Origin of the sequence: Streptomyces sp. NPDC127106 (assembly GCF_042677605.1) — a bacterium.
Taxonomy (GTDB): Bacteria; Actinomycetota; Actinomycetes; order Streptomycetales; family Streptomycetaceae; genus Streptomyces.
In genome coordinates this window covers 1-12,951 of the sequence record NZ_JBHXTC010000099.1, presented here as the reverse complement: position 1 = coordinate 12,951, position 12,951 = coordinate 1, and the positions used below count along the sequence as shown (strand labels likewise).

General features: G+C 65.8%; 10 protein-coding genes and 4 pseudogenes. 6 read left to right on the top strand and 8 right to left on the bottom strand.

The genetic code is table 11. The features are described from left to right. Window positions 1-590 precede the first annotated feature (590 nt). Window positions 591-2,510 carry a pRL2-11 gene (locus ACFVGY_RS36720; protein WP_385686621.1) on the bottom strand — a complete coding sequence of 640 codons (1,920 nt, stop codon included), beginning with the start codon at window positions 2,508-2,510 and terminating at the stop codon, window positions 591-593. Window positions 2,511-3,543: 1,033 nt separating this feature from the next. Between ACFVGY_RS36720 and ACFVGY_RS36715 the strand changes: the two genes are divergently transcribed. Continuing rightward, on the top strand, window positions 3,544-4,620 hold the full coding sequence (locus ACFVGY_RS36715; RefSeq protein ID WP_385686618.1) for a pentapeptide repeat-containing protein: 1,077 nt from the start codon (window positions 3,544-3,546) through the stop codon (window positions 4,618-4,620). A gap of 184 nt (window positions 4,621-4,804) precedes the next feature. Here the strand turns inward: ACFVGY_RS36715 and ACFVGY_RS36710 are convergent, their stop codons facing one another. Both ACFVGY_RS36710 and ACFVGY_RS36705 read right to left on the bottom strand, forming a co-directional pair. Continuing rightward, window positions 4,805-6,295, bottom strand: a complete 1,491-nt coding sequence (locus ACFVGY_RS36710; protein WP_385686615.1) for a hypothetical protein — start codon at window positions 6,293-6,295, stop codon at window positions 4,805-4,807. Between the two features lie 87 nt (window positions 6,296-6,382). Further along, on the bottom strand, window positions 6,383-7,516 hold the full coding sequence (locus ACFVGY_RS36705) for a DUF2637 domain-containing protein (RefSeq protein ID WP_385686612.1): 1,134 nt from the start codon (window positions 7,514-7,516) through the stop codon (window positions 6,383-6,385). A 366-nt stretch (window positions 7,517-7,882) separates the two neighbouring features. On the opposite strand from ACFVGY_RS36705, the pseudogene ACFVGY_RS36700 reads away from it, so the two are divergent. Both ACFVGY_RS36700 and ACFVGY_RS36695 read left to right on the top strand, forming a co-directional pair. Then, window positions 7,883-8,073 (top strand): annotated as a pseudogene (locus ACFVGY_RS36700) (IS5/IS1182 family transposase); the annotation flags it as partial. 178 nt (window positions 8,074-8,251) lie between these two features. Then, window positions 8,252-8,506 (top strand): annotated as a pseudogene (locus ACFVGY_RS36695) (transposase); the annotation flags it as partial. A gap of 8 nt (window positions 8,507-8,514) precedes the next feature. Here the strand turns inward: ACFVGY_RS36695 and ACFVGY_RS36690 are convergent. Together ACFVGY_RS36690 and ACFVGY_RS36685 are read right to left on the bottom strand one after the other, a co-directional pair. Further along, entirely contained in the window at window positions 8,515-8,709 is a 195-nt protein-coding gene (locus ACFVGY_RS36690) for a Ku protein (protein ID WP_385686609.1), read from the bottom strand. Between the two features lie 243 nt (window positions 8,710-8,952). Continuing rightward, window positions 8,953-9,450 (bottom strand): RICIN domain-containing protein, encoded by a 498-nt coding sequence (locus tag ACFVGY_RS36685; RefSeq protein WP_385686606.1) that lies wholly within the window; start codon window positions 9,448-9,450, stop codon window positions 8,953-8,955. Between the two features lie 508 nt (window positions 9,451-9,958). Here ACFVGY_RS36685 and ACFVGY_RS36680 point away from each other — a divergent pair. Together ACFVGY_RS36680 and ACFVGY_RS36675 are read left to right on the top strand one after the other, a co-directional pair. Beyond that, window positions 9,959-10,216: a helix-turn-helix domain-containing protein gene (locus ACFVGY_RS36680; RefSeq protein WP_385686603.1), complete on the top strand. Its 258-nt coding sequence runs from the start codon at window positions 9,959-9,961 to the stop codon at window positions 10,214-10,216. Continuing rightward, a pseudogene (locus ACFVGY_RS36675) lies at window positions 10,197-10,847 on the top strand (transposase family protein); the annotation flags it as partial. The gene ACFVGY_RS36680 and the pseudogene ACFVGY_RS36675, both read left to right, overlap by 20 nt. A gap of 63 nt (window positions 10,848-10,910) precedes the next feature. Here ACFVGY_RS36675 and ACFVGY_RS36670 read toward each other — a convergent pair. Both ACFVGY_RS36670 and ACFVGY_RS36665 read right to left on the bottom strand, forming a co-directional pair. Beyond that, window positions 10,911-11,681: a transposase gene (locus ACFVGY_RS36670; RefSeq protein ID WP_385686601.1), complete on the bottom strand. Its 771-nt coding sequence runs from the start codon at window positions 11,679-11,681 to the stop codon at window positions 10,911-10,913. Between the two features lie 40 nt (window positions 11,682-11,721). Continuing rightward, entirely contained in the window at window positions 11,722-12,252 is a 531-nt protein-coding gene (locus tag ACFVGY_RS36665; protein ID WP_385686598.1) for a hypothetical protein, read from the bottom strand. 131 nt (window positions 12,253-12,383) lie between these two features. On the opposite strand from ACFVGY_RS36665, the gene ACFVGY_RS36660 reads away from it, so the two are divergent. Then, window positions 12,384-12,731: a histidine kinase dimerization/phospho-acceptor domain-containing protein gene (locus ACFVGY_RS36660; protein WP_385686595.1), complete on the top strand. Its 348-nt coding sequence runs from the start codon at window positions 12,384-12,386 to the stop codon at window positions 12,729-12,731. An 81-nt stretch (window positions 12,732-12,812) separates the two neighbouring features. On the opposite strand, the pseudogene ACFVGY_RS36655 reads toward ACFVGY_RS36660, so the two are convergent. Next, window positions 12,813-12,951: pseudogene (locus tag ACFVGY_RS36655) on the bottom strand (IS5/IS1182 family transposase); the annotation flags it as partial.

The following is a 12,951-nucleotide window of genomic DNA, read 5'->3' as shown; positions in this document are numbered from 1 at the left end:
CCGCAGACTCCGCTACCGCGGCACCATCAAGAACAACACCTGGATCCACACCCGAGCCGCCGCCCTCAACCTCCGCCGGCTGATCAACCTCGGACTCACCCACACCGGCACCACCTGGGCCATCACCCCCGCCACCACATAACCGAGGGGCCGCCCGGCCTACGGCCGGACAGCCCCACAACAAGATCTTCATCGGCCTTCTAGGGCCTGTGTGATGTCGTGATCATTCGGATGCCTTCAGGAGGTCGTCGATCCAGATCATTGCGGCGCGGAGATGGAGGCCGGCGAGGTAGCTGTCGGGGCTCTTGTCGTAGCGGGTGGCGATGCCTCGAGCAGGACGATAATCAGCGCATGTCCTTGGGGATCGCGCCACCACTGCCTGAACTTGGCAAACACTCGACTCAGATACCGCGCGATCAAGGATCGAGGCTCCTGACGATCGTCCACAAGAACAGTCTCCAGCGCAGGACCGCGGGATGCCGTGAACAGTCACGGCATGTTGAAGGCTCAGCCCCCTTCCGTCGCTCTCCCTGGCCACGACGGCAGCTGGTGCGGCCGGGGGGGTAGAAGGCATCCGAAGCCGGGAGGGGTCAGGAGAAGTCCATGACGCTGTCCTCGTAGGACGGTGTCGTGCTGGTCGACGCTCGCTGCCGGTTCCGCCCCCACCTGACGAGGTCCGAAGGTAGGTACAGCAGTTCGGCGCCTTTCTTGGACGCGTGCTTGGGGAAGTCAGGGTCGTTGGCGCGGGCCCAGCGAATCGCGTTCAGGGTGAGCTCGGGGAGAAGTTCCTCCTGCGCCTTCCGCAGCCCAATGGGGACTTCCGTCGGCTCCTTGCGCAGCTCGGTCGGCTGCTCAGCAGCGGCCACAGGAAGAGCCTGAACCGGTTCGGACGGCACTGCGTCCGACGGTGACGGCGGGGGCGGGCCGGTCGGGGCGAGCTCCTGCTCAGTGGCGGGCGCCTTGGCCGGCAACGCTTCGGTCGCCGGGGCCGGCAGGTGTTCGGGGTGTTGGGGCATTTGCGGACGGGCGGGAGCGGCGGGGGTGGAGTCCAGCAGCGACTTCGGGGATGGGCCGGCCATGGCCCAGGCGCGCGCCTCCCCGTCGGTCATGAACATGACCTGGGTGCCGTGGGCGACGCCGCCGAGGACCACCTGTGCGCGGCCGATGTGGCGGGTGGATTTCGGCGCGGGGTGGACCTCGGGCACCAGCATGCGCCAGGCGTTTTGTGTGTATCGGGCGAGGATGCGGGTCGCGAAGTTCTCTCGCATCTCCGGTCCGCCGAGCGCGCGGGCGGTGGCGGACTGGGCGACGAGCAGGACGTTGAGCCGCACTGCGCGTCCCATGAAGAGGATCTCGGCGAGAGCGTCGACGGCCGGGCTGACCTTGGGGTCGCCCTTCTCTTTGATGCTCTCCCAGTACCGCGTCAGCTGCTTCATCGTCGCGTTGATCTCCTCGAGGAGGATGACCAGCCGAGGGCCGACGGCCGAGGCGTCCGCGTCGTCCCCGAGCTTCTCCGCCGCGTGGATCCGCCGCCGGCCTTCCTCACCGAGCGCGATCAGCGCCTCGTGGATGTCGGCGATGTCACGGCAGTAGGTGACGTTCGGTACTCCGCGTGCCCACTGGTGGCTGACCCGCTTGAAGTCGAGCACGTAGGCCAGCGCCCCGTTGTGGATGAGCTGGGCGGCGATGGTGCGCAGGATGACCGACTTGCCGCCACCGGTGCCGGCGTTGACCAGTACGTGCGGGGACTCGGCGTCGAGGTCGACGGAGACCACCTTGTCGCCGCGTTCGAGGCCGATCAGCGGGGCCGACTCCGGGACACCTTCGACGAGCGCCTTGATGCGGGGGTCGGAGAAGACCACCTTGGACGGGGGCCGCTGGACCTTGCGGGCCAGGACGTACGGCTTTCGGCCTTCGCGGGTCCAGGAGAACGAAACGCCCTGCAGGGCCAGCTTCTGGGTGATGGCCTCCATGACGGCGCTCTCGTTGAAGCCGAGAGCGACGGGCAGGTCCACGCGGATGACGGCGTCGTCGTCGCTGAAGTTCTTCGGGACATGAAGGTAGGAGCGGGGGTCGGTGTGCGGGGACAGGCCGAGTGGTCCAACCAGGGCCAGGTGCAGGGGCTCCACCCACTCCTTGAGGAGCTCGGCCTGGCCGCGGTTGCGGATGCCGTGCACGATCCCGCCCGCAGCAGCCAGGGTGAAGACGCCGGCTCCCCCGTAGGGCAGGACGTCCAAGGTCTGCTCGGGGAAGCGCCAGTAGGTATAGCCGCCCCCGCCCAGCGCCCCGAGCCCTCCAAGCCTGATGAGGAGCCGCTGTCCGTACGGCAGATAGGACCACTTGCCAACCCGGCCCTCTACACCGTCCAGAACCCGGCCGCCCTTGTGTATGAAGCTGGCGTCCGTACGCCGGATCCCGTCCATCTCCAGTCCCGAGAGAAAGCGGCCCAGCGCCTTCGCGGAGGTCTCGACAATCTCCTCCAGCTGCCGGTCGAAACTGCTGCTCCCCATCCCTACCGTCCTTCGCTGCGTGTGCCCCGCTCTGTGATCGGGTTCCAATCCGCGTCGGACGGTAGGCGGGCCTCCCTGTGGATGAGGAAGACGACATGGGCGGGCCTTCAACTCATCGAGGAGACCTTGATCGATGCCGATCCATGCTGAACCAAAGGTGGACAGCTCTGCTGGCCGGTGCCCTTGACCACGCCTCCACGAGCGAGGCCGGACGAGCGGGTGGCTTCCACGGCGTCCGTGCCCTGGTGTTCACCCCGCCACCCGACGAATCGAGAAGTAGCACACGGCGCCAGCCGCCTCCCGAGGGCTGTTCGTGTTCGGCACGTGGTGGCCCGTGCTGGGAGGCTGGAAGGCTGGGATGCGGATCGGAATCCGAGACAGCACCGGGCGACTCGTCGGTCCGGTCTAGCGAGGCGGTGCGGTCGAGGGCCTCACGTTCACCTGTGAGCTCCAGTTCTTCCCAAGTATCCGAAGCCGCCGAGACCTCCCTCTTGCTCCCATCGCCCCGGTCTGCCGAATCCCGCACCCGGCGGCCCTGAGGCGCCAGTGACCAGCGACCCGCGCCTGGGCTCGAGCAGCGCCAGGCTGCCTGCCCGGAAGTCGATGACCAGCCCGGACAGCCTCCGTGGCCGTCAGCCGCTCGGCCCCTTGCCCAGGACCGACCTGTCCCCCGTGCCGCACGGACCGTCGTCAGATCCGCGTCTCCGTCCCTGCCCGTGACCGCTGGACAGGCCTGGCACACACCGTCGGAACGAGCCTCAAGCCGACCAGCCCTCCCGAAGGCTTGCCGCACCCAAGGATTCGTCCTTGGGTGCGAGTAGGACGGCTCCGCCTGACCGGTGACCCCTTACGCCTCTACCGGCGGTTCGAACGCGCAAGAACAGTGGCTGCCAGCTCGAATTGCGCTATGACGAGGGCACGCCGGACGACGGCTCCCACCAGTCGGCTGCGGAGGATCAGGCAGCGGAGCAGCCGACAGACTCAGGACCCCGTACCTGCCGACAGCGGCCCTGGCGCCCGCAGGCGGATGTGGATGCGGCTGGAGAAGACCGTTGCCGTCCTGGCGTCGTTGAGCGCACTCGTCGTTGTCGGCTTCACCGGGTACTCGATCAGGCAGGTCAACAGCGCCCAGAACATCGACCGGGAAGGGCATATTACCGATCGGTACATGGCAGCCGTCGAACTCCTCGGTAACCAAGGCTCCGAAGAAGTACGTTTGGGCGGTCTCTACGGCCTCCAGCGCGTCATGCAGGACTCACCCCGTGACCAGCCCACCGTGATCAACGTCATCTCCACCTACATCCGTGCCCACAGCCCGAAACAAGAGCCGCATGCCAGCGAGAAGGCCTTGGGCAGTGATCTCACCGCGGCCCTCACTGTCCTCGGGTATAGAGACAGCCGCAACGACGGAAACGCGCACGTCGACATGCACGACACCGACCTCCATGGCGCCCAGCTAAACGAGGCGAATCTGGCCAGGGCCGATCTGACCAGCGCGACCCTGACCGGTACGAATCTGAACCGCGCGAATCTGGACCACGCGAACTTGGACCACGCGAACCTGACGGACGCGGACCTGTACCACGCGGACCTGACCTTTGCGGAACTGAACGACGCGCGCCTGACTAACGCACGCCTGGGCGACGCGTACCTGAACCGAGCAGACCTCGACCGCGCGACCCTGACGAGCGCGAACCTGAACCTAGCGAAGTTGAAGGAAGCGCGGCTGGAGGACGCACATCTGAATGGCGCGGAGATGGAGGATGCGGACCTGACGGAAGCATACTTGTACAAAGCGGACCTTACCGGCGCGAACCTGCATGCTGCGAACCTGCCAGGCGCTTCCCTGCGAGATGCGCACCTGAACAATGCGGACCTGAGCTATGCAGTCCTGGCAAACGCAGATCTGAGAGGCGCCACGCTGTCCTGCACAAGACTCTATGGAGCGGACCTGCAGTCCCTCCACATCAGACGAGAGCAACTCATGTCCGCTGGGATCGACGCGACCACGGTCCTGCCGCCGCATCTTGCTGCCGATCCTCAGTTGAAGACGAAGGCAGCCTCAAAGGCCATGCCGAAGGGGTGCAAAGATCCAGCGCCAGGCACGTGAGCTCGCGGGAAGAGGGAGGTCAATCGAAGGAATACGGTCCACTCACGAGATGCTGAGGCCGGGTAGCCAGGTCACAACAGGCGCGAACCGACAGCCCGGCCGCGGCAGCTCCCAGAGCGCTTGATCACCTGGCGCCATGGTGCTCAAGGTGCGCTGCAACCGCCGGTCGCCCACGGGAATCCTGTCAGGAGCCCGGGACTCGGAACATCACGGCTCCGAACAGGAGCCCGCGCCCGGGCTCGACCACTGCCAGGTTGCCTGCGCTGTAGTCGATGACCAGCCCGGACATCGGCATGAGGGTGTCGGGTGACTTCACGGTGCTGATCTGGGTCCGGGAGCCGTCTTTCGCGGCGTAGGCGTAGACGGGCATGTCCTTGGTGGCCTTTCCGCCCAGTACGTACACGTTGTCCGGGTCGGCTCCGAGGAAGCGGGGCGTGGTGATGATGTCGACGGGCCGGGTCCACTTGGTGGCGCCGGTCTCGAGGTCGAGGGCAACGATCTGGGTCGGTGCGGTGTCACTCATGGAGTCGCCGGCGACCAGGTAGGCCGTGGATCCGCCGAAGGCGATGTCGAAACGCGAGGCGCGGCCGAGGCGGGAGGTCTCTCTGAGCTGGATGTCGCCCGCGCTGGAGGCGAGGGGGATGCGGCGGGCCACGCTGCCATCCCGTGCGAACAGCACCAGCTCCGGCTTGGTCGTCTTGTCGAATCCTTCGCGCAGTACGATCGCGGCCATCGGTCCGGCACCGACCAGGCGCACGCGCCCCCCAGAGGGAACGGGCATGGGTACGGGCTTGGCGGATACCTCCCGGCCTGTGGCATCGAGGGTGGCCACCCAGTACCTCCACAGCTCGGGGCCGCCCTGCATGCCGATCATCACCATGATCCGGTCGTGGTGGGTGGTCATGTCCCAGTTGAGAACGTACGCGTTGGCGGGGACGCCGGCGTTGCGCCAGGTCCATGCTTCGGCGCCGTCCGGGCGCAGGCCGACGACCGTGTTCGGGGTCATGACGGTAAGGACGTCTCCGGCGATGAAGGCAAGCCGGGTGGTGTCGTCGGTGACCGCCTTGCCGTCCAGGGGTGCGCCGTTGATCTGCTTGGTCCAGGTGATCTTGTTGCCGTTGCGGGTGTCGATCAGGGATATCCGGTCGCAGCTGGCCTTGTAGTGGTGCGGGTTGCCCTTGATCCATGCGATGGCGCCGAGTCCGCCGGCGGTGAGGCCTTCGGTCATGCCGCAGGGGTGCATGTCCGGTTCTGGCGGGGTAACGGTACCCATCAGCTTTCCGGTCGCGGGGTCGAGGATTTCCACGCCAGTCCCTCGGCCTATGTAGTAGGCGGTGTTCGTGCGCCAGGTGGCCATCAGCCGGGACTGCAGCCAGTCGGAGGAGGTGGGCGGGGTCTTCCACGCCTGGGCAAGCCCGGCCGGGGCGAAGGGGGCCTTGGGAGCCGCCTGCGGTGCCGCGGTGCTCTTCTCGGTGGGGCTGCTGGTGCTGTCTTGGCCGCAGCCGCTCCCGCCAGTGACAAGCAAGGCGGCTGTGAGGGCCACGGCCGTGATCCGGCGGGCGCGCCCGGTCGGAGGGCGCTGCTGCCAGGCCGTCGGCGTGGTGAGGGCGGTCTCTCGGCGGGCACATGTGGTTCCGGTGGCGTCGGCGCCGTTGAGCTGCTGGGTCGTAGGCATGGGTGCCTTTCGGGTTGCTGTACGGAATCGGTGTTGTCCCCGGGATGTCGGTCTCCGGCGAAGGCGTGATGGCGCGGAGCCGCGGGGTCAGGGCGCCTGCGTCTTCGTGACCCGGTGAACGGTCCCGCGATTGACGGCTCGTCCGTGTTGGATGAGCCACGAGGCCAGCTGCTGCTTCTCCGTCGTGCCCAGGGCCGCCATGGCGTAGCGGACGGCTTCGGCATCACTGCGGATCTCCCGGAGCCTCTTGGCGTGGAGCTCCTCGTGCTCGGGCTGGGAGGCCGCGGCGGCAGGGTCGGCGGTCGAGCTGGCGTGGGTTCGAAGGGGCGGTGGCTGGTGGTGGCCGCTGCGGGTCTTGCCCGGTGCCGGACGTCGGCGCCGATGCTTCGGAGACTCCCTTCCGGGCTCCTCTCTGGACGAAGCCTGCTCCCGCTCAGGTGTCTCGACGCTTGGCGCATTGGGAGGCGCTGGCTCGACGCTGCTCACGGAGGTGCCGGCAGCTGGGAGGGCAGCCTGGGAGGACGAGGTGTCCAGCTCCGTCTGCGGAGTGTCGATCGGAAGTCCAAGCTCGACCAGGTAGAGGGGAAACAGCTCGTCGCGGGTGGCCTTGCGCCGCCACCACCGCCCGTGCCGCGCTCGCAGCTTGGCCTTTTCGATCTGCAGTCCCTGCTCGACCCGGACCGCCCGCTCGTAGGAACGCTCTTCCCACATCCTCATTCGGCGCCACATCTTGAAAGTCGGGAGGAACGCAAGGAGCCAGCGAATCCTGCGGACGGACTCCATGTGTTGGTTGCTGGTGAGGTCCATGAGTCGGCCCACCGCATGTCGGGCCGCCTCGACCGTGACGACGAACAGAACCGGGATGACGGCGTGCATCCCCACCCCGATCGGGTCAGGCCATGCCACCGCAGCGTTGAACGCGATCGTGGCAGCGGTGAGCAACCAGGCTGAGTGCCGCAGCAGCGGGAAGGGGATCCTCAGCCAGGTCAGAAGGAGGTCCAAGGCCAGGAGCACCGCGATGCCAGCGTCGATCCCGATGGGCAGGATGTGGGAGAACGATCCAAAGCCCTGGTCTTGGGCCAGGTCTCGCACAGCGCTGTAGCTGCCCACGAATCCGACCCCGGCGATCAGCACCGCGCCGCAGACGACGACCGCTATCAGCAGCCAGTGTGTACGCGTGAGGATGACCGGGCCTGCACCACGGCCGGTGTGGTCCTGCACGTTGCTCTCCTTTCATCCCTGCCCACGTTTCCCTGTGGACCCTGTGGATGAGGAAGACGCGCACAGTGCGTGCGGGCACGTCGCGGTGACAGGGGGAGGTGCCGACCCAGGTGGCCAAGACGTCCTGGAATCGGCGGATGACTTGGGGGCAGGCCGGCACCGTGTCCTTGGGGGCCTTCTTGGCCATCCGCTGCGGGATACAAAACGGACGTGGGCAGCACGGACGGCCAAAGGGCAGGTAGTAGGCATGTGAACGCCGGGCCTCCCGGTACGTGGTCACCACGCACCCCTGACCGAGACCGGACGTCTGCGCTTGGCCCGCTGCGTGGTCGAGGACGGCTGGCCGCTGCGGCGGGCAGCAGAAGCGACTCCACGATCGTCCGGGCACATCAGCACGCGGCCGGGGCCCGTCAAAAGGGGCCCCGGCCAGCGAGCCGGCCGACCATGCCCTCGGACGGTCCCGCGGCGGACTGACCACCAAGATCCACATTGCCGCGGACAGCCACTGCCGCCCGCTGGCGTTCGTTCTCACGCCTGGACAGGCCCGTGATGCACCCGCATTCGAGCAGGTCATGGCCCGGTTACCGGTACCCCGGCGGATCGGCCGCCTCAGAGTCACGCCGGACGTGGTCCTGGCCGCCCCAACACCCCTGAAGCGCACACCCGGAGACTCACCAGCACAGCCCCGCGACATCACAAGATCCCAGACAGAGCCGAATTACGCGAACGTCCACAGAGCGGAAGAACGGATGGGCGCTGGCCGAGGAGGCGGGGCATGCGGGTCCGGACCGGATCCACCGGCTGCTGAACCGGATCAACTGGAACGCGGACGGGGTCCTGGACGACGTGCGGGACTACGTCATCAAGCACCTCGGCAACGCGGAAGCGGTGCTGAGTGGACGACACCAGGTTCCTGAAAACGGTGTCCGCTCGGCCGGGGTCCAACGCCAATACTCTGGAACCGCCGACCGGACGGAGAACGCCCATGTTCGCTATGTTCAACCCCAGGTCACGGCCCCCGTCAAGACGCGACCGGTCGGAAAACCGAGGTAGTACGTCTTGTCGAAGAAGATCGGGTCGACGGTGTCGAGATCGACGAACTCCGACACCTCCAGTGCCTTGGACCGGCCCGGCGCGATGTCGTCGAGCTCCCCGGGCTCGACGATCACGTACTCGCCGCCGGTGTCGGACACGCACCCTTGACGATTTCGCCGAGGTCGACCTCATGTCCGGTGCGTTCGTTGATACGTCGGTTGCGGATTCGGTCCGCGGTGCCGCGCTGGAGCTGGTCCGCACCATCACGGAGTGGGAATGCGTCGTGACGGCGACCGGCAACGCGTCAGTCGCATCGCCGGCCGCATGGCCAACGATGGCATCACCGCCCACGGCCTGATCTGGGTCCGAGGGCACTCCCGAAATGGAAGTGCCCTCGAGTATCACCCGTACAGTACCCACACCTGGTTGTTACCACTGTTACGAGTCCACTGATCGGCTTGAGTGCCGTTGGAGGTACTGAATCCGGGTATTTCCAGAAGAAGGGTGCTGTGCTTGTTTTCGTACGTTCTGGCGATGCGGCTGCCCCCTTCTATCCACTGCTGGTTCTGGCCGCTACCGCACTCCCACTGCCTGGCCTTCGCGCCCTGCTGGACGCTCCAGTCCGCGATCTCAAGGCATTTACCGCTGTTTTTATTTCGCCACTGAGATCCGTTCCAAACCCACCTCTGGTTGGCGCCGCCACTGCACTCCCACTGGCGCACTACGGCACCGTTGGCGGTACTCCAGTCGGCGACTTCGAGACACAGGCCGGAATTACCATTCACCAAGCTCTCCCCGAGGAACACATTGACTGAGGCCGAGGAAGCCGGAACAGTCGTGGCCCCGATCACGACGGCGAGAGTGCCGACTATAGACCCGATACGCTTCACTAAGGACATTCACTTTCCCCTTAAAAATCGCATAGTCGCGCTTTCCGCGTTTGAATCACACACAGAAAGCGCGATCAAGCTACTAAACGTACTCAAGACCATCTCTGATTGCCGCCCAGTTCATGGCCCACTATGTGGCCTGAACGCCGTTCGCAGTGTTGTACCCGCCGATCTCGAGGTGGAGTTTGCTGCGCTCGTTCGTGTATTGGAAACCGCTTTCAAGGCTTCCGGAGTGCCGCGGGGCGTCTGGTTTGCCGAAGCCGAGGTTGAGGGAACGATCGCAAGGCCAAGCGCTGCGATCAGAGCACCACAGAATGCCGTTCACCTCAGCATGGACATCTTCTAACCCCACAATTTGTGCGTGCGTTGTCATGTGTTGGGCGCAGTCGATCACGTAGTCCGATTACTTTCAAGATCGTTTTCGGCCGTGTTAGTAAAAGGGCGCTGCTGAACTTGATTGGGTGATGTCAGAGCCATGTGGCTGACGGCGGGAGGCTCCTTCCGGTAGCTCTGGACCGTGAGATACGCGCAGGGCGGTGGGTTGACCGACGCTGGGAGGGCCGCGCGGGAGCGAGTCCGGCTGCAGGCCGTGGAACGCTTCGAGAGCGGGCAGAGGAACGGGGAGATCGGTACCGCGTTGCGGGTCAGCGAGCGGTCCATGGAGAGGTGGCGGCGCCAGTGGCGCGAGCGCGGTGAAGCCGGGGTTTTGCCGAAGGGATGTCCTGGGCGGCCGACTGTTGGTTCCGTATCCTTCCATGCTCGACATCCCGCATGAGCTCGTTGAGCCTCCTGGCTCATCCACAACCGGCGGCGTGAGGTGAAGTCGCGCTGGCGCAAGCTCGGTTGTTTCAAGCAGGCCCTGCTGGCACTGGCCCACCTGCGGAAGAACGAGACATTTGCGCAGGTCGGTGCCGGATTCGGGGTCTCGGAGGCGACGGCCTGGCGATACGTCGACGAGACTCTCGACCGCGTGGGCACTGGACCTGCACCAGGCCCTCATCGGGCTGGGTGAAGGCGACTTCGTCATCCTTGACTGCACCCTCATCCCCACCGACCGCATCGCCGCGGACGAGCCGTACTGCTCCCAAAAGCACCGCAAGCATGGGATGAACGTGCAGGTCATCGTCCGTCCGGACGGCACACCCCTATGGTTCTCCCGCGCCCTGCCAGGCCGCACCCACGATCTGGCCTCGGCCCGGGCCCACGGAATCGTCCAAGCCTGTTTAACCAGGGACACCCTGGTCCTGGCGGACCGGGCCTACCAGGGCGCAGGCGCCACCGTCCGCACCCCCTACCACCACCGGATCCAGCCTGCGCATTACCAGGACTTCAACCGCGCACATGCCCGCCTTCGCGCACCCGGCGAACGCGCCTTCGCACGCTTGAAGTCCTGGCGGATCCTAAGGGTTGTCCCGTAAGCAATCTCCGGGTCGCCTCGGGCAGGGTTGATCATGGTGAAGCTCGTTGGTTTATCCGGTGATGGCGAGGTTGTGCATCCGGGCGATTCCGAGCATGGCGTGGTGGACACCGTCGCCTTTGAGGCGGCAGTCGCGGAGGATCTTCCAAGTCTTCATCCGGGCGAAGACGTGCTCGACCCGTGCCCGGACCTGCTTGTGGGACCTGTTGTGATCCTCTTTCCAAGCTGGGAGTTCGGTCTGGCCACGCTGCCGGCGGTGCGGGATGACGAGTCCGGTGCCTGGGTAGCCGCCGTCGGCGATCGTGAGGGTCCTGCCGACGGCGGCCTTGGCGCCGGACTCCTCCCACGCCTTGCAGTCGTTGCGGTTCCCGGCGAGCGGCCGACCGACCACCACGATCAGGCGGGTGTCGGCGTCAATGACGACCTGATGGTTGGTGGAGTACCGATAGTTCTTCGACCGCTCGGCGATGGTCTGGTCCCGGGTGGGGACCAGGGTGCCGTCCACGATCAGCACAGTGTTCTTGGCGAACCGCTTGCGGGGCCGGAGCGCGAGCAGGGGTCCGAGGTGGTTGATGACTCGGCCAGCCGTGGACTTTGAGACGCCGAACAGCGGAGCGAGCTGCCGCAACGTCAGGTTGGTACGCCAATAGGCCGTGACCAGCAACACCCGGTCCTCCAGCGGCAGGCTCCACGGCCGGCCTCGGTGGACTGCATCTGCTCCATCGCGCCGCAGCACGGTCAGAAGTTCGCCGAAGCAGCGCGGGCTCAGCCCCGTGAATGGGGCTATCCAGGACGGCTCCGAGGCCGTGATCACACCGGGCACGACAGAGATCATTTACCGTCGGCGCCAGCTGGCGGCAGTCTCAGCCGAGGAAGTCCTTCCAGAACGGCACGGACGCCTGCGGAGCCCAAGGCGCATCCTCGTCAACCTCGCCGAACTCGTGGTCGATGTAATCGGCCAGATCGTGGCCGTAACAGATGATGTCGGTTCCCCACACCGACAAGACCGGATGTCCTGGGGTGTCGCGACCCGCAGGTACGAAGCGGTGCGCGTATACGGGAACGAGGTCCGGCGCTTGCGCAAGTACCGCTCGGGCCACCTCCACGGCCTCTTCAGTGGTGGCGGGACGCACCCCCAGGGCCCGATGCCAGCTGCCGTGAGCGACGTCGCCCAGCACTTCTCGTGCCGGCCACTCCAGCCGATGGCGCAGGTCGTCTACATCCGCGTGACGCCAGTCGGGCCAGGGCTGCTGCCACGTTGCGCCTTCCTCGGGAGGTGAGGCAACCGGCAACCCTGCCGCCAGGAAGGCACGATGCTCTGGGGAGAACTCAAACCCATAGGTCGCCTCGATCCGGCTGAACTTTTCGAACCCCGACAGGGGCCTCCAGGTCATAGCGGGACAACCCTTAGCCGGGCACGATGCTCCACCAACCGCATCAGCCGCACCGTCCAAGCCATCCACACCCTGCTGACCTGCCACGACTCAGGATGAAAGAGGCTCAGTAGGAGTCGACGCGCAGCCAGATGTGCCGGCGGGGTGGGACGGACTCTTTCTGGATGTCCGCGTGCGGGACCCGCGCGGGTCGCTTCCCTGCGCGTCGGTTCACGTCGCACTCAGCGGACACACAGAAGGTTCACAGGAACAGCATGCAACATATAGGCATGCCTGCTAACCCCCGCGCAGCGATCGCAGATGTAGCTCATGAACTCCGCAGCTCGACTGAGGCCATTCAAATGTACGCCACCATGGCGCGGTCAGCTGGCAGCAGTGACCAGGTACAGCGGGTCTTGAAGTGGCTCGAAGACGAAGCTCTGCATGCGGCCGAAATCGCCGATTCTTTGCTCCTTCTTTCCCGCGATATATCAGGTTAAATGATCTAGATGCAGCGCCGGTAATGTACCGTCAAGGTGCATCTGTTCAATGCAATTTTTAGGAGTCTCAGTGAGCTTCTTTCATCCTGAATATCCGCAGGTAAGGAGGGTTTGGAGGGCTTGATGGTGCGGCCGATGCGGTTGGTCGAGCAGCGTGCCCGGCGCATGACTCTCCAGGACTTCAAGCGTGCGAAGGCGCGTTCGCCTGGTGCTCGTAGTC

Bases quoted from the DNA above. Each gene is read 5' to 3' on its own strand.
- ACFVGY_RS36720 (WP_385686621.1), bottom strand. From the start codon at position 2,510: ATGGGGAGCAGCAGTTTCGACCGGCAGCTGGAGGAGATTGTCGAGACC.
- ACFVGY_RS36715 (WP_385686618.1), top strand. From the start codon at position 3,544: ATGCGGCTGGAGAAGACCGTTGCCGTCCTGGCGTCGTTGAGCGCACTC.
- ACFVGY_RS36710 (WP_385686615.1), bottom strand. From the start codon at position 6,295: ATGCCTACGACCCAGCAGCTCAACGGCGCCGACGCCACCGGAACCACA.
- ACFVGY_RS36685 (WP_385686606.1), bottom strand. From the start codon at position 9,450: ATGTCCTTAGTGAAGCGTATCGGGTCTATAGTCGGCACTCTCGCCGTC.
- ACFVGY_RS36665 (WP_385686598.1), bottom strand. From the start codon at position 12,252: ATGACCTGGAGGCCCCTGTCGGGGTTCGAAAAGTTCAGCCGGATCGAG.
- ACFVGY_RS36660 (WP_385686595.1), top strand. From the start codon at position 12,384: ATGTGCCGGCGGGGTGGGACGGACTCTTTCTGGATGTCCGCGTGCGGG.